This is a genomic window from Burkholderia sp. Ac-20344 (assembly GCF_017104975.1).
Classification (GTDB): Bacteria; Pseudomonadota; Gammaproteobacteria; order Burkholderiales; family Burkholderiaceae; genus Burkholderia.
Genome location: NZ_JAAGPP010000023.1, coordinates 17,628 through 40,058, shown reverse-complemented (window position 1 = coordinate 40,058; position 22,431 = coordinate 17,628). Strand labels below are relative to the sequence as shown.

Genomic DNA, 22,431 nt, shown 5'->3' with positions numbered 1-22,431 from the left:
ATGCATCGAAGGCTCGCGACTGCTCATGTCCCGGATACCTTCGAAATCGAATCAAGGCGTCAGAGCGCACGAATTGAAAGTTTTTCGTAATACTTGAATTTCCCGGACGCCGATTCCTTTCTACTTCCCCGCGTTTTCCCCGATCCCGTTCCACTTGACTCGATGCCTTCCATCGTCAACACTTCGCACATCACAAGTGTGATCACACATCACAGATCAAACCCCGGAGAACCCGTCTTGGCGCCTCGTATCGTCCCGCCCGCACTGAAAACCGTTGAACAGGAAACGATGGCCGACAAGGTCTACCAGCAACTGCGCGAAGCGCTGATGAGCGGCCGTTTCGCGCCCGGCCAGGCGTTGAGCCTGCGCAGCGTCGCGGAGGCCGTCGGCTCGTCGACGATGCCCGTACGCGCCGCACTCACGCGGCTGCGTGCCGAGCGCGCGCTGGTCGACGGCCCGAATCGCGCGCTCGTCGTGCCGCCGATGACGCTCGACATGCTCGACGAGTTGCGCGACGTGCGTATCGCACTCGAAGGCTGCATCGCCGAACGCGCGTGCGGACGCATGAGCGACGCGCATATCGCGGCCGTGCGCAAGACCTGCGAGACGATGCAGGCGCACGTCGAAGCCGGCCGCTCGCGCGCTTACCTGCAAAGCAATTTCGCGTTCCACAGCGCGATCTACGCGCATGGCGCAAGCGAAAGCACGCTCGCGATCGTCGAGAACCTGTGGATGCGCGTCGGGCCGTTCCTCAACATGGTCGCGCTCGACATCCCGCACATGCGGCGCTCGATGGATGCGCACCGCGCAATCGTCGATGCGCTCGAACGCCGCGACGGCGCCGGCGTGCGGGCCGGCATCGCACTCGATATCGGCGGCGCCGCGCACGATCTCGCGGAGACGCTGCGGGCCGAACAGACACCGCGGACCGTGAACGCCAAGCCGTAGCGACCGCTTGCCGCGGGCGCCCGATCGCAAGCGGCCGCGATCCCACAACATCAACGATGGAGACAACCCGGCATGACAGCTTCCGACCTGCTGAAACCCTATGACGGCCTGCGCGTCCTCGTGACAGGAGGTGCATCGGGCATCGGCCTCGAAATCGCCGACGCATTCGCCGAATGCGGCGCACGCGTGCATGTCTGCGATGCATCGCAAGCCGCGATCGCGGCGCTCGCGGACCGGCCGCCGCGTGCCAAGGCCGCCTCGATCAGCGCGACGCTGGCCGACGTATCCGACCCGGCCGCCGTCGAACACGTGTTCGCCGACGTATCGGCCAGGCTCGGCGGCCTCGACGTGCTGGTCAACAACGCGGGCATCGCCGGCCCGACGGGCGGCATCGACGAAATCGACCCCGTGCAGTGGGAGCAAACCGTCGCGATCAATCTCAACGCGCAATTCCAGTTCGCGCGCCGCGCGGTGCCGCTGCTGCGCGGCTCGAAACACGGCGGCGCGATCATTGCGATGTCGTCGGTTGCAGGCCGGCTCGGTTACGCGTTCCGCACACCGTATGCGGCAACGAAATGGGCCGTGGTCGGCCTCGTGAAGAGCCTCGCGATCGAACTCGGGCCGCTCGGCATCCGCGTGAACGCGATCCAGCCCGGCATCGTGCGCGGCCCGCGGATGCGCCGCGTGATCGACGCGCGGGCGCAGCAGCTCGGCATCGGTTACGACGAGATGGAGAAGCGCTATCTGGAGAAGATCTCGCTGCGGCGCATGACCGACCCGGCCGAGATCGCCGCAACTGCGCTGTTCCTGTGCTCGCCGGGCGGGCACGGGATCACCGGGCAGGCAATCTCCGTCTGCGGCAACGTCGAAGTGCTCTGACACCTCCTGCATCGTTCACCGAAAGGAATCCATCCGTGGCAAACGCTCGCAAAGTCATCATCACCTGTGCGCCGACCGGCGCGATCCATACGCCGTCGATGTCGCCGTACCTGCCCGTGACGCCGCACGAGATCGAAACGGCCGCCGTCGCGGCCGCGCAGGCCGGCGCGGCCATCCTGCACCTGCATGCACGCAACCCGTCCGACGGCAAGCCGACGCAGGATCCTGCCGTGTTCGCCGAATTCCTGCCGCGCATCAAGGCGCAAACGGATGCGGTGATCAACCTCACGTCGGGCGGCAGCCCGCACATGACGGTCGACGAACGGCTCCAGCCCGCGCTGCATTTCCAGCCCGAGGTCGCGTCGCTCAACATGGGCTCGATGAACTTCGGGCTGTACCCGATGCTCGAGCGCTTTCGCGAACTGAAGCATCCGTGGGAACGCGAACATCTCGAGAAGAGCCGCGACCTCGTGTTCAAGAACACCTTTGCCGACATCGAGACGATCCTCACGCGCTGCGGCGCGAACGGCACACGTTTCGAATTCGAGTGCTACGACATCTCGCATCTGTACAACCTCGCGCATTTCGTCGACCGCGGGCTCGCGAAGCCGCCGTTCTTCGTGCAAAGCGTGTTCGGCCTGCTCGGCGGGATCGGCGCGCACCCGGAGGACCTGATGCACATGCACCGCACGGCCGACCGCCTGTTCGGCAGCGATTATGTGTGGTCGATCCTCGGCGCCGGCCGCAACCAGATTCCGCTTGCGACGATCGGCGCTGCGCAAGGCGCGAACGTGCGCGTCGGGCTCGAGGATTCGCTATGGATCGTGCCGGGCAAGCTCGCCGAATCGAGCGCCGCGCAGGTACTGAAAATGCGCCAGGTGCTCGAAGGCCTGTCGCTGGAGATCGCGACGCCGGCCGAGGCGCGCGCGATGCTCGCACTCAAGGGCGGCGACGCGGTGAATTTCTGATCGCCGGGTCGCCCCCAACACCAGAACCCGCAAGCGCAGTGACAAGGCGCCGGCCCGGCCCGAGCCGGCCGGCGCCAGGACGCCCTTCATCGCCCCGCTCCGTTCGAGCGCTGCCGGCGCGGCTCCGTCGTCTGCCCATCCGCTGCATGCCCTGCAGCGGCATCTGCCGAACGCGGCGCGCCGTGCTTGCCGTGTGCGCCGCGTTCGCCCTTACCGGAGTCGTCCGCATGTCCACTCATCACGCTCATGCCCTGCCTTCCGCCACCGGCGACGCAAGCGCGTCGCTCAACCGGCTGCTGTTCCGCAAACTGATGCCCCTGCTGATCGCCGCGTACGTGATCAGCTTTCTCGACCGCACCAACATCGCGTTCGCCAAACATTCGATGGGCGTCGACCTCGGCATTTCATCGGCCGCGTACGGGCTCGGTGCCGGGCTGTTCTTCCTGACCTATGCGCTCTTCGAGATCCCGAGCAACCTGATCATGCATCGCGTCGGTGCGCGCTTCTGGATCACGCGGATCATGATCACGTGGGGCGCGCTGTCGGTCGCGATGGCGTTCGTCAGCGGCGAGACGTCGTTCTACGTGATGCGCCTGCTGCTCGGGGCGGCCGAAGCCGGCCTGTTTCCCGGCGTGATGCTGTACCTGACGTACTGGTTCGGCCGCGAGGAGCGTGCGCGCGCAACCGGCTACTTCCTGCTCGGCGTCTGCATCGCCAACATCGTGGGCGGGCCGCTGGCCGGCGCACTGATCGAGCTCGACGGCACGCTGGGTTTCCACGGCTGGCAATGGCTGTTCGTCGTCGAAGGCATTCCGGCAATCCTGCTCGCGTTCGTCGTGTGGACACGGTTGCCGGATCGACCGAGCGCCGCGCCGTGGCTCTCTCCGGAAGCCGGCCGTGCACTCGAGCGTACGCTGGCTGCGGAACAGGACGCGGGCGTCGCCGCACGGGGCGGTCACGCGTTCGGCGCGGCATTGCGCGATCCGCAGATCTGGCTCGCGATCTTCGTGTACTTCTGCCACCAGTTGACCATCTACACGGTGATCGTCTTCCTGCCGGGCATCATCGGTGCGTCAGGACGCTTCTCCCCGTTCGCGGTCGGGTTGCTGACTGCGCTTCCGTGGCTCGCCGCAGCGCTCGGGGCCGGGATGCTTCCGCGCTTCGCGCGCGAGTCGCATCACGCCCGCCGGATGCTGTGTGCGGGGCTGGTCGTGATGGCGATCGGGATGGTCGGCGCCGCGCATGCGTCGCCGGTTACGGGGCTGCTCTGCGTGTGCGTGGCCGCGTCCATGTTCTTCGTCGTTCAGTCGATCGTCTTCACGTTTCCCGCGTCGCGGCTCGCCGGTCGTGCCCTGGCCGGGGGGCTCGGACTCGTGAATACGTGCGGGTTGCTCGGCGGTTTCGTCGGGCCGACCGTCGTCGGCGCGATCGAACAGGCGACCGGCAATGCGAAAAACGGGTTGACGCTGCTGGCAGCCGCACTCGTCGTCGCGGCGTTCGCGAGCCTCGCATTGCGTCACGGGCACGAGCGGCCCGACGCGCCGTAGCGCGACGGCAATCCGAAGGCCGGCTGGATCCAGGCTGGTGCGATGCGGGCTTCGCCACCCCGCCCGCATCGCACCTCGCGCCGTCAGAACAGATACATCCCCGCGACGAACACGACGCCCGAGAACAGCAGCGTCGTCACGCAATACCCCATGATGTCGCGCACGCCGAGCCCGGCGATCGCCAGCGCGGGCAGCGCCCAGAACGGCTGCGCCATGTTGGTCCACGCCTCGCCGTATGCAATCGCCATCGCGGCCTTGCCGAGATCGGCGCCGAGCGCTTGCGCTGCCGGCATCACGAACGGGCCCTGCACGACCCAGTGGCCGCCGCCGGACGGCACCGCGAAATTGATCACGGCCGAGCTCAGGAACGCGAGCAGCGGGAACGTATGCACGTTCGCGATATCGACGAACCACTTCGTGATCACGCCCGCGAGCCCCGAGTGATCCATCAGCGCCTGGATGCCCGCGTAGAACGGGAACTGAATCATGATCCCCGACGCGCCGCGCGCCGCACCGGCCACCGCGCGCGCATAGGCCATCGGCGTACGGTGCAGCAGGATGCCGGCGGCGAGGAATGCGAGGTTCACGGTGTCGATGTCGAGCGCGAAGCCCTTCTGCACGAACTTCAGCACGAGGAACGCCGCACACAGCGCCGCGACGAGAACCGACAGCGCGCGGCTCTCCTCCATCCGCTCCGCGAATGTCGCATCGGGCCCGAGCTGGCGCTCGACGCTCGGCGGTTCAGCCAGCAGCGCCGGATCGACGCTGACGACGTCGCCCGGCTTCGGCATCATCATCCGCGCGAGGAACGGCAGCATCACGATCAGCCCGATCGTGATGAACGCGTTGTAGCCGGTGAAGATCGTGTGCGACACGGGAATCAGCCCGATGGTCTTCTCCATCGGATTGCCCTTCGTGGCCGCGACGAGCGGAACCGAACCCGACAATCCACCGTGCCAGCTCAGGAAGCCCATGTACGCGGATGCGACGAGCAGCCGGTAATCGCTGCCGGCGACACGACGCGCCACTTCGCGTGCAAGCATCGCGCCGAGCACGAGGCCGAAGCCCCAGTTGATCGCGCACGCGAGCGCGCCGACGAACGTGACGAGCATCACGCCCTGCCCCGGCGTGCGCGCGGTGCTCGCGAGCGCGACGAGCATGCGCTTCACGGGCGGCGAGCTTGCGAGCGCATGGCCGGTGACGAGAATCATCACCATCTGCATCGAGAACGCGAGCAGGTTCCAGAAACCCGAACCCCACATCGTCGTGAGCTGCACGGGCGTATTCGGCGTGAGGCCAAACGCGAGCGCGAACGTGACGATCGTCAGCAGGATCGCGAAAATCAACGGGTCGGGCAACACGCGGTGGACCACCTGCGTGAAAAAGCGGGAAATACGCTGAATCAACTTGAGCTCCTCGTTTCCTGATAGGGACATCCGCGCGTGTCGTTGTTGGTTGAGGCGCGGAAACGCGCGGATTCTTGCACAGAACCGGCGGACGCGCTTTGGCGCGCGCGGTTCCGATCGCGTGCAGGCGCGAAGTGGAAACGGGGAGGAAAACGGCGACCGGCGATGCAGACGGCACCGCCGGTGAAAAGGTCGGATGCGTGTACGTTAACGAGCGGCCGTCGCAGATGTGCTCACGGTCGCAACCGCATTCGCCCGCTGCTCCGCCAGCCGCTGCGCGAACCGGTACGCAACGAGCGAGCCGGCCACGGCCAGCAGCATCGGCACGAGGCTGTCGTGATCCGCGCGCGTGAATTCGAGCAGCAGGACGACCGCCGTGATCGGCATCTGCATCGACGCGGCGAGAAACGCGGTGGCGCCGATGAGCGCACACCCGCCGATCGACGCGCCCGGCCACACGAGGCTCCACAGCCCGCCGAGCACAACGCCAAGGAGCGCGCCGTTCGCGAGGCCCGGCGTCAGCAGGCCGCCTTCCGCGCCCGCCCGCAGGCTGCCGGCCTCGATCAGCACTTTCAGCGCGAGCAGCGCCGCGGCGAGGCCGATCGTCAGCGTGCCGTCGAAACCCAGCGACGCCGGGCCCTTGCCGTTGCCGAGCAATTGCGGAAACCGCATCGCGAGCACGCCGATCACCGCAAAGTTGACCAGCGCGAGCACGGGCAGCCGCCAATCTTTCGGCGCGGTCGCCCGGGCACGCGTCGTGAGCCGCACGAAGCCGTACGCGGCGAAGCCGAACAGCGGCCCGCAGACGATCGACCACGCCACCAGCGGCGTGCTCAGCACGAACGGCGGCACCGTGTACTGGTGTTCGTTGCCGAGGCCGATCCACGCAACGGCCGCCGCGATCGCCGACGTCGCGACCGCGATGACCAGCGCACGCAGTTCGAACGTGCCGAGCAGCACTTCGAGCACGAAGATCGCGCCGCCGAGCGGCACGTTATAGACGGCCGCCAGGCCCGCGCCGGCGCCACACGCGACCATCAGCCGGCAATCGTCGGGCGTGAGCCCCGCTGCGTGCGCCAGCCGCCCGGCAAACAGCGAACCGATCTCGCGCGGCGCGACTTCGCGGCCGAGCGGCGAGCCGAGCGCGACGGTGACGATCTGCAGCAGCGCGTGAACCGTCGTACTGACGAACGGCATCCGCGGATCGGCCGCGCGCACCGCGCGGCGGATGCTGACGAGCGGCCGGCCATACCGGTACAGCGCCCACCAGCCGCCGCCCGCGACGATCCCGCAGGCGATCAGCACCGCGAGCCGGCGCAGCGGATCGGCGCCGGTCACGCCGGTGAGGAAGCTCTCGGTGCCGATCACGTGCGCGACGCTGTAGCCGTATGCGACGTGCTGGATCGCGTGCAGCAGCAGCGCGAGCAGCATGCCGCCGAGGCCGGCGCCGACGCCGGTCAGGATCGTGACGACGGCCACGCGCGCGAACGGGCTGGCGGCCGGCGAAGGGGATGCGGGAGCGGACGGGAGATCGAGGCGCATGGGGTCGTCGAATCGGATCGAAAAGACGGCGCGCAACACGCGCGCCGTCGTCAGGTCCGCATCGTAGGCCGGCGGACATCATGAGACAAACGTATTTTTCGAATCGACTCATGTATTTCATGAATACATGAAGGCCAGCGGGCCGCGAGCGCCCGCCGGCCGCGTCAATCCGGATACGTGATGCGCTCCGGTTCGCGCCGCAGGATCACCTTCCCGTGGCGGATCGACAGCGTGGCCTTTGCCTGCCGGCGCACGGCTTCGTAATCGGTGTCCGCATCGAGCACGACGAGATTCGCCGGACGCCCGACCGCGATGCCGTAGCCGTCGCCGAGATGCATCGTCGTCGCGCTGTGGTCGGTCACGAAGTCGAGGCAGCGCTGCAGATCCTGGTAACCCATCATGTGGCAGATATGGAGGCCCGCATCGAGCACGCGCAGGATGTTGCCGTTGCCGAGCGGATACCACGGATCCTTGATCGAATCCTGCCCGAAGCACACGTTGATGCCCGCGCGATCGAGTTCCGCGACGCGCGTGACGCCGCGCCGCTTCGGAAACGTGTCGAAACGCCCCTGCAGGTGGATGCTCTCGGTCGGGCACGAGATGAAGTTCAGGCCCGCGCGCTTCAGCAAGCGGAACAGCTTCGAGCAGTACGCGTTGTCGTACGAACCCATCGCGGTCGTGTGGCTCGCCGTCACGCGCGCGCCCATTCCGCGCACGCGCGTCTCTTCCGCGAGCACTTCCAGGAAGCGCGAATGCGGATCGTCGGTCTCGTCGCAATGCACGTCGACGAGGCAGCCGGTGCGCTCCGCGAGATCCATCAGGAAGCGGATCGAGCTGACGCCCTGCTCGCGCGTGTTCTCGAAATGCGGAATCCCGCCGACGACGTCCGCGCCCAGTTCGATCGCCTGCTCCATCAGCGCGCGGCCGCCGTCGAACGACTCGATGCCCTCCTGCGGAAACGCGACGATCTGCAGGTCGATCAGCCCGCGCGCCTCGTCCTTCACTTCCAGCATCGCCTTCAGCGCGGCGAGCGTCGGATCGGTGACGTCGACGTGCGTGCGCACGTGCTGGATCCCGTGATCGCGCAGCATGCCGATCGCCGCATGCGCGCGCGTCTTCGTGTCCTCGTGCGTGATCGTCGCCTTGCGTTCGGCCCAGCGCTCGATGCCCTCGAACAGCGTGCCGCTCATGTTCCACGCGGGTTCGCCGGCCGTCAGCACCGCGTCGAGGTGGATATGCGGCTCGACGAGCGGCGGAATCGCCAGGCGGCCGCCCGCGTCGACATCACCGGCGCCCGTGGGCGCGACCGGAGCCGACTGCGCGTCGACCCGCGCGATCGTGCCGCCGTCGATGCCGATCGTGAACAGGCCGTCGCGGCCGCGCAGGCGTACGTTGAACAGATTCATGTGGAGTCTCTCCGTGGCATCCATGAAAACCGCCGCGCGCTTTGCGCGGGCGGCCGTGCGATCCAGTTGACGAGTATGGATGAAACGCGTCGATGCGCGCACGCGCTCCGCCTTCGAGCGCGCGTGAAGCCGGTCGTGAGCGTGGGCATGACCGCCCCATTCTCCGCGCGCCAGGCGTGCCGATCAACCGCCGTGCCGCGCTCCGCGCATGTTGCAACGACGCGACAGCGGGCCCGTGACGAGCGAATGCCACCCGCGCGCGATCGTGCAAAAACGACCGGCGTCCGGCGCGCGCGGCGCGTCGTGTCAGTTTTATGAAGGTCTCTTGCGGGATCCGGAAAGGTGCGCTCGCGGCGCCCGGCGGCCTTGCGCGCGCGACGCGTTCCTATACTTGCGCCGAACTTTCGTTCCCAGTCCCACACGCAGGAGCCTTGACTTGAAGAAAACCCTCATCGCCGGCGCATGCACCGCCGCGCTGTTCGCCCCGCTCGCTCACGCACAGAGCTCGGTCACGCTGTACGGCCTGATCGACGCCGGCATCGTCTACACCAACAACGCCAACGGTGGATCGCTGTGGCGCCTGAACAGCAGCACCATCAACGGCAGCCGCGTCGGGTTTCGCGGCACCGAGGATCTCGGCGGCGGCCTGAAGGCCCTGTTCGTGCTCGAGAACGGCTTCAACGTGAACAACGGCGGGCTCGGGCAGGACGGCAAGCTGTTCGGCCGCCACGCGTACGTCGGCCTGAGCCAGAACGGCTATGGCACGCTGACGCTCGGCCGCCAGTACGACACGATGGTCGACTTCGTCGCACCGCTGTCGGCCACGGCCGGCGACTTCGGCGACACGAGCTTCGCGCATCCGTTCGACAACGACAACCTGAATCACTCGCTGCGCATCAACAACGCGGTCAAGTACACGAGCGAGAGCTATGCGGGCCTCAAGGTCGGCGCGATGGTTGCGTTCTCGAACGCGACCAACTTCGGCGCGAACCGCGCGTACAGCGTCGCGGCGAGCTACGCGAACGGCCCGTTGAAGCTGGCCGGCGCGTACCTGCAGATGAACGGCACGAAGGGCTCGACGAGCGCGAGCCCCGGCGCGACCGACGCAGCCGAAGCGAAGAGCCTGAACCAGGGCGGCTGGTCGATCGGCTCGGACCGCATGCGTTCGTACGGCGGCGGCCTCAGCTACGGGTTCGGCCCGGCCACCGTCGGCTTCGTCTATACGCGCTCGCAATACGACAACACGGGCTCGTTCGGCTCGACCGGCCAGATCGCGTTCAACAACTACGACGTGAACGTGCGCTATGCGGTGACGCCGGCCGTCAGCCTCGGCGCGGCCTACGTGTACACGGACGCCAGCGTGTCGAACCCGAATAGCAAGCACGGCACCGATCCGAAGTGGCACCAGGTCGACCTGCAGGCCGTCTACAAGCTGTCGCGCCGCACGGATGTTTATGCAGAAGCGATGTACCAGCACGCATCGGGCCGCGGCTACCAGGCGTTCATCGTCGGCTCGGGCGGCGCATCGAGCACGGCGAACCAGATCGTCGGCACGATCGGCATGCGCACGCGCTTCTGACGGGCGCAATGCATCGCCGCCCGACGGCCACGAACCTGCTTTCTCACGCGGGTTCGGGGGCCGCGTGCGGCTTGCACCAATGTTGTTCCATCTGGAAGGCAGCCTGCCTGGAATCGGGGTTTTTACAGGCGCGGGCGCTGCGTAGACTGCCAGCAACGGTCAAGGTCACGCATCACGCGTCGAACCGGCCACCCACCCCGTACCCAGGAGAACCTCGTGAAATCGCTCGTCGTTACCGCCGCCGCTGCCGTCCTGCTCGCTGCACCGGCCCTGTCGTTCGCCCAGTCGGCAAAGTCGCCCGTCACGCGCGCGCAAGTGCTGCAGGAACTGATCGATCTCGAGTCAGTCGGCTACAACCCGGCGCGCGGCGAAGTCAACAACTATCCGGACGACATCATGGCGGCGCAGGAACGACTCCACGAAAAGCGTCTCGCGGAACAGAAGGCCGCACACGCCGCATATGGCCCGGCCGGCGAGCCCGCAACGGAATCGGGCGCGGCTGCCAAGCCCGCGCTGTAACGGCATGACGAAGCGCCCGCCCGCGTGAACGATGGTCCGCGGGCACGGCGCAGGTTGCGTTCGCCTGGCTGGCCTGGTTTGCTTGAAGAGAAAAAGCCGGCCGCGCGGCAATGCGCCGATGCGCGGCCGCCGCTCAGGCCGCCTGCGGTTCGCGATCGATCGCGTTCAGCATCTCGACGTCGCGCGCGATCATCCCCGGCACCTGGGCACGCAGCATCTCGACCCAGGTCCGTACCTTCGCATCGACGAAGCGGCGCGACGGATACAGCGCATACACGTTCATCTTCTGCAGGATATGCGCGGGCAGCACGCGGACCAGCGTGCCGTCGCGCAGTGCGTCGATCGCCGAGTACAGCGGCAGCATGCCGATCCCGATGCCGTCGCGGATCGCGAGGGCGAGCGACTCGGCCGTGTTGGTCTGCACCGGCCCCGCGACGTGGATCTGCTCGACGCCCTCGGGCCCTTCGAGTACCCATTCGTGCGTCGGGAACGCCGGCGTGCACAGCGTCAGGCACGCGTGCGCGGCGAGATCCTGCGGACGGGCCGGCGCGCCGTGGCGTTTTACATAGTCGGGCGACGCGCACAGGATGCTGAAGGTCGAGCCGAGCAGGTGCGACACGAGTTCCGAATCGGGCAGCGACGACGCGGTCACGACGGCCATGTCGCTCGTGCCGTCGAACAGGTCGGGCATGCGCTGCGACAGCGACAGTTCGATCGATACGTCCGGGTATTGCGCGTGATAGCGCGTCAGCGCGGGCAATACATAGTGATGACCGACGCTCGCGAAGCTGTGCATGCGCAGCACGCCGGCCGGCCGTTCGTGCGCGCAGCTCGCCTCTTCCTCCGCGCGGTCGACGTCGGCGAGGATCTGGCGGCAGCGCCGCAGATAGCTTTCGCCGGCCGACGTGAGCGCAAGACGGCGCGTCGAACGATTCATCAGACGGGTGCGCAGGCGCGCCTCGAGCTCCGACACCGCGCGCGACATCGCGCCCGTCGTCGAATTCAGCGACTGCGCGGCGGCGGTGAAACTGCCCGTCTCGACGACGCGCGAAAACACCCGCATGTTTTGTAGCGTATCCATTCCTGTGAGCGACCTGTAGCGGAGCCGCTATTTTCCTCCACGGGATGCGACAGATTGTTACCCCGGCTGCAACTATCGTTTCCCCGCAGCTGCGTTAATGCACGGGCGCCGCCCTCCTACAATCGGCGCCTCACCAGTCGAACGGACCCGTTCGGACGCGCCTCGGCAACCTGCCCGGCCCCCGTTATTAGCGTGAACAGGCCCTACTCATGAAGCCACAACCTGCGATCGAGCGACCTTCCATCGAACCGGCACGATGGAGGACATGGCTCGATCCACTCGGCGACGCGGCGCGCGACTGGGCCGCGAGCGACGGGCTGATCTGGCTGCACCTCGCGAAAACCGTGTTCGCGGCGCTCCTCGCGATGGGCATCGCGATGCGCCTGGAGATGTCGCAGCCGCGCACGGCAATGACGACCGTGTTCGTGCTGATGCAGCCGCTGTCGGGGATGGTGTTCGCGAAGAGTTTCTACCGCGTGCTCGGCACGGCGGCCGGCCTCGTCGCCGCGCTCGCGCTCGGTGGGCTGTTCGCGCAGCAGCCCGAGCTGTACATGGCCGGCATCACGCTGTGGATCGGCACCTGCATCGCGCTCGCGGTGCGTAACCGCCACTTCCGCTGGTACGGCTTCGTGCTCGCCGGCTACACGGCCGCGCTGATCGGCCTGCCGGCCGTGATGACCCCGCAGACGCTGTTCCAGTCCGCGCTTACCCGCGCCGCGGAAGTCGCGCTCGGCATCGCATGCTCGGGCGCGGTCAGCGCGCTGATCCTGCCGCTCAGCTCCGCGAAGGCGCTGATGCGCTCGCTGGGTACGCGCCATGCGACGTTCGCGGCGTTCACGGCCGGCGCGCTCGCGGGCGACGTCGCACGCGGCGATTTCGAGCGGCGCTTCGCCGATTTCGTCGACGACATCGTCGGCTTCGAGGCCAACCGCGCATTCGCATCGTTCGAGGATCCGCACATTCGCGCGCGCAGCCGCCGCCTCGCGCGGCTGAACAGCGAGTTCATGAACGCGTGCACGCGGCTGCATGCGCTGCACCAGCTCGTCAAGCGGCTGCGCGCCAATGGCTCGGACGCGGTGCTCGATGCGCTGGCGCCGCACGTCGACGCGCTCGCGCAACGCTTCGCCGCACTGCGCGACGAACGGCAGCGCGGCATCTCGCCGGCCACCGGCGCACTGCTCGAACTGCGCCGCTTCCACAGCGCGTTGCCGAAAGCCGCGCGCGCATCGCGTCGAATCATCGAGGCGCACGCAGCGGGCGGCCTGCTCGACTTCGATACCGCGATCGAGCTGCTGTACCGCTTCATCGGCGAATATCTCGGCTATGTCGACACCTATGCGTCGCTCGACCAGGACGATCACGCGTTCGAGCGCTCGGTCACGTATTACGCGGTGAAGACCAATTCGTTCTTCGTCGGGTTCGCGTTCCTGCGCACGGTGGTCGCCGTCGGCGCGATGAGCGCGTTCTGGATTGCCTCCGAGTGGCCGAGCGGCCCGCTCGCCGTGACCGCCACCGCGATCGCGTGCGCGCTCAGCTCGACGTCGCCGCGCGCGCCGAAGTTCGTCGCGCAGATGAGCGTCGGCGCGGCATTCGCGACCGGCGTCGGCTACCTGTTCCTGTGCTACGTATATCCGAACATCGACGGCTTTCCGCTGCTGTGCGCCGCGCTCGCGCCGGTGCTCGGCGTCGGCGCGTTTCTCGCGATGCGGCCGGGATTGTCCGGCTACGGGATCGGCTTCGCGGTGTTCTTCTGTCTGCTCGCGGGGCCCGACAACGTGATCGCGTATACGCCCGAGGTGCTGATCAACAACGGGCTGGCGATCGTCGTCGCGATGCTCGCGTGCTCGCTCGTGTTCGCGGTCGTGTTCCCCACCCACATGCCGTGGCTCACGGGCCGCATCGCGCACGACCTGCGCCGCCAGGTCACGCTGGCGTGCGAAGGCGCACCGGACGGCCTCGCGCAGCGCTTCCAGTCGAGTACGCACGACCTGATGGCGCAACTGCGCACGCTGCTCGTGAAGCGCACGCGGCAGCATCGCGATGCGCTGCGCTGGATGCTGTCGACGCTCGAGGTCGGCCACGCGGTGATCGACCTGCGCGACGAACTGAACGCGTTCTGCGCATCGAAACCGCCGCAAACGCTGCGCTGGACCGGCTCGATCGACGCGGTGCTGCGCGAGCTGCCGCGCTTCTTCGACGATCCGACGCCCGGCCATCACGCACGCACGCTGAAATCGGTGAATCTCGCGATCCGCGCGGCGCAGCACACGCTGCAGGCGTGGTACGCGGTGCCCAACGAGCGGCACCGCATGCAGCGCATCGTCGGCTGCCTGCACTTCATGCGCAGCGCGCTGCTGGACAAGGACGCGCCGTTCAACCGGCACCGTCATTGACGATCGGTGCGCACGCAACGGGATCCTTGTTCCGGATGGAAATAAGCTCTACAGCCGCGGTGATTAATCTTTAAGCAGTGCGAGCCTATAGTTTCCTCACTGCCAGCGCGACTGGCACTCACCCAGGAGAACCCAAAATGAAGCCGCTGCACCTCGCCCTCGTTGCCCTGTCGCTCACCGCTGCTGTTGCTCACGCACAGCCGGCACCGGCAGACGTCGCACAGCAACAGGCGAACCACGCTGAAGCCGTGAAGGCCGCAGGCCGCGTCGATCGCTCGCAATCGAAGCAGGACGACCCGAACGCGTGTGTCGGCCCCGTCAGCTTCTGCAACATCTACTTCGGCAGCTGAGCATGACGCCGCGTCGTCACGGCCAGGCCCGCATCGCCCGCATCGCTCGCACGGGCAAGCGGCGGCCCGGCCGATCGCCGCATCGCCGCTCCATCCCCCGCCGCTTCGATTGAAGCGGCGCATGCCGTTTCAGGCGCCGCGCCCCGGCCGCCAGCCCACCTCGCGCAACGCATCCAGCAAGCGCGCCTGCCCCAGCCCTTCGACCCGCGCACCGCGCGACTCGACGTCGCCGCCCGCGACAAGCGCATTCACGATCGCTTCCTCCACCGCTTCCGCCGCCGCGACGAACAGCGCGGAAATATGGTCGTTGTTGACCATCTTGACGCCAGTGGTCGGCGCGCCCTTGCTGCCGTAGTTCGCCGCCTGCAGGCCGTCGTTGCCCGTTGCGAACGCCAGGAAGATGTCGCCGCTCGAATCCTCGGTGCCGCCGCCGACGCGCGCCAGCCCGACGCTCGCGCGCTGCGCAAGCCGCGTGCATTGATGCGGCAGCAACGGCGCGTCGGTCGTGATCGTCACGACGATCGAGCCCATCCCGGCCTCGCCTTGCGCGTCCGGCGCGCGGAACGGCGAAGGCACGTGCCGCAGCACTTCGCCGACCGGGTAGCCGGCGACCCGCAGCATTTCGCGCACGCCGTAGTTCGCCTGTACGAGCGCGCCGACGGTCCAGCCGCCCGCATCGGCCGCGAGCACGCGCGATGCGGTGCCGATGCCGCCCTTGAACTCGTGGCAGATCATGCCCGTGCCGCCGCCCACGCCGCCTTCGGCAACCGGCCCCGACTGCGCGGCGGCCAGCGCGCGCTGCACGTGCGCGGCGCTCACGTGCTGCCCCCAGATGTCGTTCAGCAGCCCGTCGTAGGTTTCCATCACGACCGGCATGCACCAGTACACGCGGCCGGCTGCTGCTTCGCGCTCGTTCGCGACGAGCGCATCGCGCACCGCGCCGACGCTGTGCGTGTTCGTATAGGCGATCGGCGTGGTCAGCAGGCCAGCCTCGCGGATCCATTCGAGCCCCGTCGCGTCGCCGTTGCCGTTCAGCACGTGCACGCCCGCGAAGCACGGCGAATCGTGCACCGCGCCCGCACGCGGCTCGATGACGGTGACGCCGGTGCGGATCGATGCGTCGCCGTTCTCGACGTTCAGCGTGCAGTGTCCGACCCGCACGCCCGGAACGTCCGTGATCGCGTTGAAGCGGCCCGGGGTGCCGAGTCCGATGCGGATGCCGAGATCCCTCGTGCGCATGATGCCATTCCTCCAGTGTCTCAATGGTTCGGTGTTTCCGTGTTTCGATACGGCAAGACTTCGATCCGGCGCTCAAAGCGCGCGGAATGCTTCGCTGTGGCGTGCCCAGACCACATACATCACGAGCGCGGCAATCAGCAGCCCCGCGATGATGATCAGGTCGGTCGGTTTCGTGGCCGTTGCGAGCGTCGTGTAGAGCGTATACGCGGCACCGGCCACCGCGACGAGCGGTGTCACGGGCCACAACGGCATCCGGTAATGATGCTCGACGTCGCGGCGCACGAACCGGCTCGCGAGCGCCGCCAGCCCGACGACCAGATAGATCAGCAGCAGCAGGTCGACCGTGAACGCGGTCAGCTCGTCGAGGCTCGACACGAACACGAGCCCGGCCGACGGCACCGCGAGCGCGATCGTCGCAAGCCACGGCGATTCCAGGCGCGGATGGATCGTCGAGAATGCGCGGTTGCACGTGCGCGACCAGAGCGCGTGCCGGCCGCTGCTGTACAGCAGCCGGCCCATCGTGATCACGATCGCGATGATCGCGTTGAACACCGACAGGAAGATCCCGCCGCTGACCACGCGCGACACGGCCGGATTGCTCAGCGAACGCACGACGTAGCCGATCGGGTCGGTGCTCTTCGTCAGCTCCGTCAGCGACGGCGCGCCGAGCACGATCGCGGTGAGCGGAATCAGTTCGACGACGAGGATCACGAGCAGAGAATAAATCACCGCCTTCGCGACGTCGCGGTTGCCGCCGCGCAGGTCTTCCGCGAGATAGGCGGCCGAGCCGAAGCCGTTGTAGCAGAAGATCGCCGTGCCGATCGCAGGGACGATCGCGGCGAGCGTCGCCGGCACGAGCGCGTTGCCGCTCGCGACGACCGGCGCGATCAGCGCGTCGGCGCCGCGATGCGGCGAACCGAAGCCGAGGCCCGCGATCAGCATCAGCACGCCGATCTCGACGACCAGGAACGCGCCCGTGATCCACGCGTTCGTCTTGATGTTCAGCATGCCGAGCAGGTAGCTGAGCAGCACGATCGTCAGCGCGACCGACTGGTTGCTGAAGTGCGTGCCGAGCGCGTTGTTCAGGTACGGCGCGGCGCCGCTCGCGAGCACGGCCGGGATGAACACGCTGACGGACAGCACCGTGATGAAAGTCAGGTAGCCGGGCAGCGTGCCGAACACGCGCTTGGCCATCACGTACTCGCCGCCCGCACTGCGGTGCGCGGCGCTGAGCTCCGCGTAGCAGAGCGCGAACGCCAGCGCGAGCACGCCGCCGAGCAGGAACGACAGCACGGCACCGCTGCCGGCCTGCTGGATCGCGAACGGCGCGATCACGAAGATCGAGCTCGCAGGCGTCACGCCCGACACGGTGATCATCACCGCATCGCGCACGCTGAGCGTCTGCGACAGCGCACGCGGCGCGTCTTCCGTTGCAGGCGCCGCTTGCAGCGTGCCCGTCGATTCCGACATCATCGCCATTTCGTTCTCCCGTGCTTGGGCCAATCCTTTGCTGCTCTTTTTTGAACGCCCATACTCGGGCCCGATTGATTGCGTGGCAGTCTAGGAAGCCAATTTCAGGACCGCTATTCCCCCTTCGTGTTACGCCCTTCCGGTGGTGGTATGGATCGTCTCTTCTCCGAAATCGCGATGCACCAGGCGCTTGGCCGCGCAATCGATCATCTCGGCCAGCCGCGTTTCTGGCGGTTCCTGGTGCTGCTGCTCAATGAAATGGTGCCGTTCGACAACGCGCTCGCGACCGCGATCGGCCCCGACGGCGTGCCGCTCGTGCTCGACGAATACGACACGGGCGGCACCGACGCCGCATCGCCCATGCCGCTCTACCTGAACGGCGTGTATCTGCTCGACCCGTTCCTGCAAGCCGCGCACGACGGGCTTGCCGACGGCTGCTACCGGCTCGAGGAAGTCGCACCCGACCTGTTCCGCCAGAGCGAATATTTCCTGAGCTACTTCCGCGATGCGGTCGGCGACGACGAGATCCAGATCCTCGTGCGCCCGAACGCCGACATGCTGCTGTCGCTGTCGCTCGGCGCGGCCACGCGTTTCGACGTCGAGCCGCTCGGCAAGCTGACGGCCGCGATGCCGTGGGTGCTCGCAGCGATCCGGCAGCACTGGCGGCTGGTGGGCGACGCAGCACGCGCGACGCCCGACGCGGACCTCGGCGCACGGGTCGAGCAGGCGCTCGCCCGCTTCGGCGCGGGCGTGCTGACCGATCGCGAGATGTCGATCGCGAGAATGGTGCTGCGCGGCAATTCGTCGAAGGCGATTGCCGAGCGGCTCGCGATCTCACCCGAAACGGTGAAGGTGCACCGGCGGCACCTGTACGCGAAGCTCGGGATTTCGTCGCAGCCCGAGCTGTTTTCGCGCTTCATCCAGGCGCTGGGGGAAGATGCGGCCGGATGACCGCGTCGATCCGGACGGATGGCAACCGGCGCGGAATCGGGCACACTCCGGGAAGCGCCGCATGTCTCGGTCATCCGGTACCGCCGATGCGGATGCGCCGTCGACGACAAGATTGCCCGAAAACAGGAATCCCGCTTCATGTCACTCATTCCGATCGTGGGACTTGGCTGGCTGTTTCTGTGCGCGATCAGCGCCGCATCGCTCGTGATCGTGCCACCCGTGGTGCTGGTCGCCTGCCTGGTGGGGAAAGACGTCTGGTCGATCCTGACCCACGGCCGGCTGCAGTTCGCGTTCCTGGCCTACCTGGGTTCCGCGCCGGTGCCGGCGGTCTTCACGTTCCTGCTGGAAATCGGCGCCACGGCCGGGAATCATGGAGGCACGGCGTCCGACAGCCTGCGCCAATGGAACGAACGGTTCTTTTTCGTGTTCGTCGCCGCGGCGGCACTGAGCGGCCTGCTGTTGCTCTTGCGACCGAAAGACAGGAACGCGGCGAACGTCGAACCATCGCAGCCTGCGCGATAGCCGCGCGCGCGAACGCCGCGCCATGCCGCCTGCCCGGCCCTCGAACAGGCGCATGGTCATGTGCAGCGTCCCGCTACTTCCACTTCGCGCCGAGTTGCGCGAGCCCGGCGTTCCGGAGATCGTCCGGCAACATCACCACGCGGAACTCGCAGTCCGCATTCAGCATCAGGAACCACGGCTCAGCGAGCGCCGGGATCTGCGACGGGTCATCCATGTTGACGATCACGACCGCGCCGCGCCCGCCGTTCTGCTCCGTGAAATACACGGCCTCCGGCTTGACCGCTTCGAGTATCCGCGAGATCACGTCGCCGACACTGCCGTCGCGCACCAGCGTGTTGAACGGCTCGTGAGGGATTCGTATGTTGAGAAGCATGCGCATGACCATCCTCCTTGGGCTCCGCCCGGCCTGGGCCCTTCAAGCATAGGTGCTGCGCGATGCCGCGCCAGTGGCGCCGAAGGTAGTGGCCGGCACGCATTCATATCCATGCGCATCACGGGTTTCTCGCCGAGCAAACTCTCGCAATGTTTCATCGAAGACGAATCGTTCCGGATGTATCGGCTGCGGGTGTGACGCGGCGCGTACGACGCATGGCGCCGGCGTGCGGGATCGCCCGACATGCCGGTACGGCACCCCTGCGCGTCAGACAGCACGCTTGTCCGGCTTCAAACATTCCCAAAATAGAACCCTCATTTCAAAGCATACGCGTGTCGTCGCGGCCCGGTCGACGACACGCGGTGCACCCCATGCAGCCCGGTTGCCCGATTCGGGACGCGCGGGCATGATGTCGCGAACCCTGGCGGCGGCCCTGCGATCCGTTTGCTGCCACGCGCCATCAATCACGTCGGCCGGGAGACGCTTCGTACCCGGCTGCCTCTGCCCACCTCCGTCCGCTCATGTCATTACGCGCCTTCAGAACGCTGGTCGCCATCGCCCGATACCGGACGTTCGCGCGCGCCGGCGAAGCCATCGGCCTCACGCAATCGGCGGTGAGCCTGCAGATCAAGACGCTGGAAAGCGAATACAACGTGCAGTTGTTCGACCGCTCGCGCCGGCAGCCGGTGCTCACCGAGGCCGGCAACATCCTGCTGGCGCAGGCTGAGCAGGTGCTCGCGATGGTCGACCGGATTCCCGATGCGCTCAGCGACGAGAAGAAGCTGGTCGGGCGCCTGCGGATCGGCGCGATCCAGACCGCGCTGTCCGGCCCGCTGCCCGACGCGCTGCTCGCGCTGCGCGCGGCGCATCCAGGGCTGCGCGTGCACGTGTCGGCCGGGATGTCGGCCGAACTGGCGAACCGCGTCGCGACCGGCGAACTCGATGCGGCGATCACGACGCGCCCCGTGCGCCCGCATCCGGCGGAACTGACGTGGACCACGCTGTACGAGGATCGCTTCTGGCTGCTCGCGCCGCCGGATCATGCGGAACGCGACGCGGTCACGCTGCTCGACGCGCTGCCGTTCATCCGCTTCGATGCGCAGGCCTGGGCCGGCCGCATGATCGCCGCCGAGCTGCGCCGCATCGGCGTGCGCGTACGCGAGGAGATGGTGCTGGACAGCGCGGAAACGATCGCGCGCATGGTCGCGAGAGGGCTCGGCGCGGCCATCGTCGCACTCCCCGATTCGACGCTCGCGCGCCTGCCGCCCGTCACGCGCTTGCCGTTCGGCCAGCCGCAGATGGGGCGCGCGGTCGTCCTGCTCGAACACCAGTCGCGTCCGGCCGAGCGTTTCGCGCGTGCGCTGGCTGCCGAAGTCAGCGCTTCATCGATGAGAATTTCTCATTGAACACCCGATAATTAACAATTATTCCTGTTGCTTGCGCGTGTTAACTTGGTGGCATCGTCACTCTTTCGATTGCGTGTCGCCATGTTGCCCGCCGGATGGATTCCCGCCTCGTTCCGCCGCTTCGCGTGCCAGCCGCGCCGTGCTGCCCGCACCGCCGGCACGGCTCGCTTGAAGGCGTGCCGATGATCGGCCCGATCCTGCTCGCGCTGGCGCCGGTCGCGCTGCTGGTTGCGTTCGGCCACGGCCTGCGGCGCACGGGCTTCATCGCCGACGCGTTCTGGCCGCAGGCCGAGCGGCTGTGCTACTACGTGCTGCTGCCCGCGCTATTCGCGGACGGCCTCGCGAACGCACGGCTGCAGGCCCTGCCCGTTTTGCCGCTCGCGGCAGCACTGGTCGGTTCGACCGCACTCGCCGCGGTGCTTCTCCTGCTGGTCCGTCCGTTCGTACGGGTCGACGGCGCCGGCTTCACGTCGGTGTTCCAGGGCGCCGTGCGCTTCAACAACTATGTCGGCACCGCACTGGCAGCCGGCCTGTTCGGCGCAAAAGGCATCGCGCTCGCGGCCGTGTGCGTCGCGGCGATCGTCCCGACCGTCAACCTGATGTGCGTGCTCGTGTTCGCGCGCTACGGCGACACGCGGCTCGGCACGGCAGCCCTCGCGCGCCAGATCCTGTCGAATCCGCTCGTCGTCGCGTGCGCGCTCGGGATCGCGATGCAGGCCGGCGGCGTCACGTTCCCGGCGGCCGTTGCGCCAGCCGTGCGCGCGCTCGGCGTCGCGTCGATGCCGCTCGGCCTGCTGTGCGTGGGCGCGGCGCTGAAATTCGATGCGGCGCGTGCGTGGCTGCAGCCGGTGTGTGTCGCGTCGGCGTTCAAGTTCATGGCGATGCCGCTCATCACGCTCGCCGCCGGCCGCCTGTTCGGGCTCGGCGATGCGGCGCTGACGGTCGCGCTGCTGTTCCAGGCGCTGCCGACGTCGTCCGCGTCGTACATCATGGCGCGCCAGCTCGGCGGCGACGCGCCGCTGATGGCCGGCATCACCGCATTCCAGACGATCGCCGCGGCGCTGGCGATGCCCGTCGTGCTGACCGCGCTCGCGTCGGCGCCCGTCTTCCGCTGACGACACAGCGTCCGCCCCCATTCCCCTGAATCCAGCCTGCCCGCCTGCCGTCGCGCGATTCGGTATCGTCGGCCGCGCGCGGTCGCTCCTGCGTTGCCGCAGGCGTTCACCGAGACCCCCCCGTCACATGAATGCTCCCGCCGCTCCCGCCGCCATCGTCGCCACCCGGCCGCATACGGCCATCTACGTGAAGCTCACGCTCGTCGCGATGGTCTGGGGCGGGACGTTCATCGCGGGCCGGATCCTGGCGGCGACGATGTCCACGACCGCCGCGGCCACCGGCCGCTTCGCGATCGCCGCGCTGCGGCTGGTCGTGCTGACGTGGCAGGCCGTCGCGTCGATGCTCTATCTCGGCGCGATCGGCACGGTGGTCGCGTTCGTCTGGTATTCGCAGGGAATCCGCGAGCTCGGGCCGGCCCGCGCGGCCGTATTCACCAACCTGGTGCCCGTGTTCGGCGTGCTGCTGTCGGTCGCGCTGCTCGGCGAGCCGTTGTCGCCGTCGATGCTGGCCGGCGGTGCGCTCGTGATCGCGGGCGTCGCGCTGACCCATCGCGCGCGGCGCTGACGCACGGGCGTGCGCGGCGTGCGATTGGGGACGGATGTCGAATACCGGCGCACAGCACGACGGCGATCGCCATGCCGTTGCGTGAAGCCTACGCGTGGCCGATGCGCCCCCCGATGTTCTCGCAGCCCCGCCAAAAACCGCCTATCGTGAATGGAGCGCTCCGTTCGCCGCC

The 22,431-nt window shown here is 67.8% G+C and carries 20 protein-coding genes; 13 read left to right on the top strand and 7 right to left on the bottom strand.

The genetic code is table 11. The features are described from left to right. Positions 1–237 precede the first annotated feature (237 nt). The 4 genes from G3N64_RS10500 (at position 238) to G3N64_RS10485 (ending at position 4,342) form a co-directional block, all read left to right on the top strand. Positions 238–948, top strand: a complete 711-nt coding sequence (locus G3N64_RS10500; RefSeq protein ID WP_205783742.1) for a GntR family transcriptional regulator — start codon at positions 238–240, stop codon at positions 946–948. A gap of 72 nt (positions 949–1,020) precedes the next feature. Then, positions 1,021–1,827: an SDR family oxidoreductase gene (locus tag G3N64_RS10495; protein ID WP_205783741.1), complete on the top strand. Its 807-nt coding sequence runs from the start codon at positions 1,021–1,023 to the stop codon at positions 1,825–1,827. 35 nt (positions 1,828–1,862) lie between these two features. Then, complete coding sequence (locus G3N64_RS10490; protein ID WP_205783740.1) at positions 1,863–2,795, top strand: 3-keto-5-aminohexanoate cleavage protein; 933 nt, start codon at positions 1,863–1,865, stop codon at positions 2,793–2,795. A gap of 227 nt (positions 2,796–3,022) precedes the next feature. After that, on the top strand, positions 3,023–4,342 hold the full coding sequence (locus G3N64_RS10485; protein WP_205783739.1) for an MFS transporter: 1,320 nt from the start codon (positions 3,023–3,025) through the stop codon (positions 4,340–4,342). An 83-nt stretch (positions 4,343–4,425) separates the two neighbouring features. Here the strand turns inward: G3N64_RS10485 and G3N64_RS10480 are convergent, their stop codons facing one another. From G3N64_RS10480 to codA, 3 genes are all read right to left on the bottom strand, one after another. After that, the gene (locus G3N64_RS10480) at positions 4,426–5,748 is read right to left on the bottom strand and encodes a TIGR00366 family protein (protein ID WP_205783811.1); all 1,323 of its coding nucleotides are present in this window, start codon (positions 5,746–5,748) and stop codon (positions 4,426–4,428) included. A 207-nt stretch (positions 5,749–5,955) separates the two neighbouring features. After that, complete coding sequence (locus G3N64_RS10475) at positions 5,956–7,290, bottom strand: chloride channel protein (protein ID WP_205783738.1); 1,335 nt, start codon at positions 7,288–7,290, stop codon at positions 5,956–5,958. A 164-nt stretch (positions 7,291–7,454) separates the two neighbouring features. Further along, complete coding sequence (gene codA / locus G3N64_RS10470) at positions 7,455–8,696, bottom strand: cytosine deaminase (protein WP_205783737.1); 1,242 nt, start codon at positions 8,694–8,696, stop codon at positions 7,455–7,457. Between the two features lie 436 nt (positions 8,697–9,132). Here codA and G3N64_RS10465 point away from each other — a divergent pair, with 436 nt between their 5' ends. Both G3N64_RS10465 and G3N64_RS10460 read left to right on the top strand, forming a co-directional pair. Further along, positions 9,133–10,275: a porin gene (locus G3N64_RS10465; protein WP_205783736.1), complete on the top strand. Its 1,143-nt coding sequence runs from the start codon at positions 9,133–9,135 to the stop codon at positions 10,273–10,275. Positions 10,276–10,491: 216 nt separating this feature from the next. Then, complete coding sequence (locus tag G3N64_RS10460) at positions 10,492–10,794, top strand: DUF4148 domain-containing protein (RefSeq protein WP_205783735.1); 303 nt, start codon at positions 10,492–10,494, stop codon at positions 10,792–10,794. 133 nt (positions 10,795–10,927) lie between these two features. On the opposite strand, the gene G3N64_RS10455 is transcribed toward G3N64_RS10460, so the two are convergent. Continuing rightward, positions 10,928–11,875 carry a LysR family transcriptional regulator gene (locus G3N64_RS10455; RefSeq protein WP_205783734.1) on the bottom strand — a complete coding sequence of 316 codons (948 nt, stop codon included), beginning with the start codon at positions 11,873–11,875 and terminating at the stop codon, positions 10,928–10,930. A gap of 209 nt (positions 11,876–12,084) precedes the next feature. On the opposite strand from G3N64_RS10455, the gene G3N64_RS10450 reads away from it, so the two are divergent. Beyond that, the gene (locus tag G3N64_RS10450; protein WP_205783733.1) at positions 12,085–14,268 is read left to right on the top strand and encodes an FUSC family protein; all 2,184 of its coding nucleotides are present in this window, start codon (positions 12,085–12,087) and stop codon (positions 14,266–14,268) included. 137 nt (positions 14,269–14,405) lie between these two features. After that, the gene (locus G3N64_RS10445) at positions 14,406–14,618 is read left to right on the top strand and encodes a hypothetical protein (protein ID WP_205783732.1); all 213 of its coding nucleotides are present in this window, start codon (positions 14,406–14,408) and stop codon (positions 14,616–14,618) included. A gap of 129 nt (positions 14,619–14,747) precedes the next feature. Here G3N64_RS10445 and G3N64_RS10440 read toward each other — a convergent pair whose 3' ends face one another. Next, the gene (locus G3N64_RS10440) at positions 14,748–15,857 is read right to left on the bottom strand and encodes a P1 family peptidase (protein WP_205783731.1); all 1,110 of its coding nucleotides are present in this window, start codon (positions 15,855–15,857) and stop codon (positions 14,748–14,750) included. Positions 15,858–15,929: 72 nt separating this feature from the next. Beyond that, a complete protein-coding gene (locus tag G3N64_RS10435) occupies positions 15,930–17,336 on the bottom strand; it encodes an APC family permease (RefSeq protein WP_205783730.1) in 1,407 nt (468 codons plus the stop codon). 141 nt (positions 17,337–17,477) lie between these two features. On the opposite strand from G3N64_RS10435, the gene G3N64_RS10430 reads away from it, so the two are divergent. Together G3N64_RS10430 and G3N64_RS10425 are read left to right on the top strand one after the other, a co-directional pair. After that, positions 17,478–18,278 (top strand): helix-turn-helix transcriptional regulator, encoded by an 801-nt coding sequence (locus tag G3N64_RS10430; protein WP_205783729.1) that lies wholly within the window; start codon positions 17,478–17,480, stop codon positions 18,276–18,278. A gap of 138 nt (positions 18,279–18,416) precedes the next feature. Then, a complete protein-coding gene (locus tag G3N64_RS10425; RefSeq protein ID WP_205783728.1) occupies positions 18,417–18,800 on the top strand; it encodes a hypothetical protein in 384 nt (127 codons plus the stop codon). A gap of 73 nt (positions 18,801–18,873) precedes the next feature. Here G3N64_RS10425 and G3N64_RS10420 read toward each other — a convergent pair whose 3' ends face one another. Beyond that, positions 18,874–19,179, bottom strand: coding sequence for a panthothenate synthetase (locus G3N64_RS10420; protein ID WP_205783727.1), 306 nt, complete (start codon positions 19,177–19,179; stop codon positions 18,874–18,876). A 515-nt stretch (positions 19,180–19,694) separates the two neighbouring features. On the opposite strand from G3N64_RS10420, the gene G3N64_RS10415 reads away from it, so the two are divergent. The 3 genes from G3N64_RS10415 (at position 19,695) to G3N64_RS10405 (ending at position 22,259) form a co-directional block, all read left to right on the top strand. Next, on the top strand, positions 19,695–20,579 hold the full coding sequence (locus G3N64_RS10415) for a LysR family transcriptional regulator (RefSeq protein ID WP_205783726.1): 885 nt from the start codon (positions 19,695–19,697) through the stop codon (positions 20,577–20,579). Between the two features lie 182 nt (positions 20,580–20,761). Next, a complete protein-coding gene (locus tag G3N64_RS10410) occupies positions 20,762–21,694 on the top strand; it encodes an AEC family transporter (protein ID WP_205783725.1) in 933 nt (310 codons plus the stop codon). A gap of 127 nt (positions 21,695–21,821) precedes the next feature. Next, positions 21,822–22,259, top strand: coding sequence for a DMT family transporter (locus tag G3N64_RS10405; protein WP_205783724.1), 438 nt, complete (start codon positions 21,822–21,824; stop codon positions 22,257–22,259). The last annotated feature ends 172 nt before the right edge of the window (positions 22,260–22,431 follow it).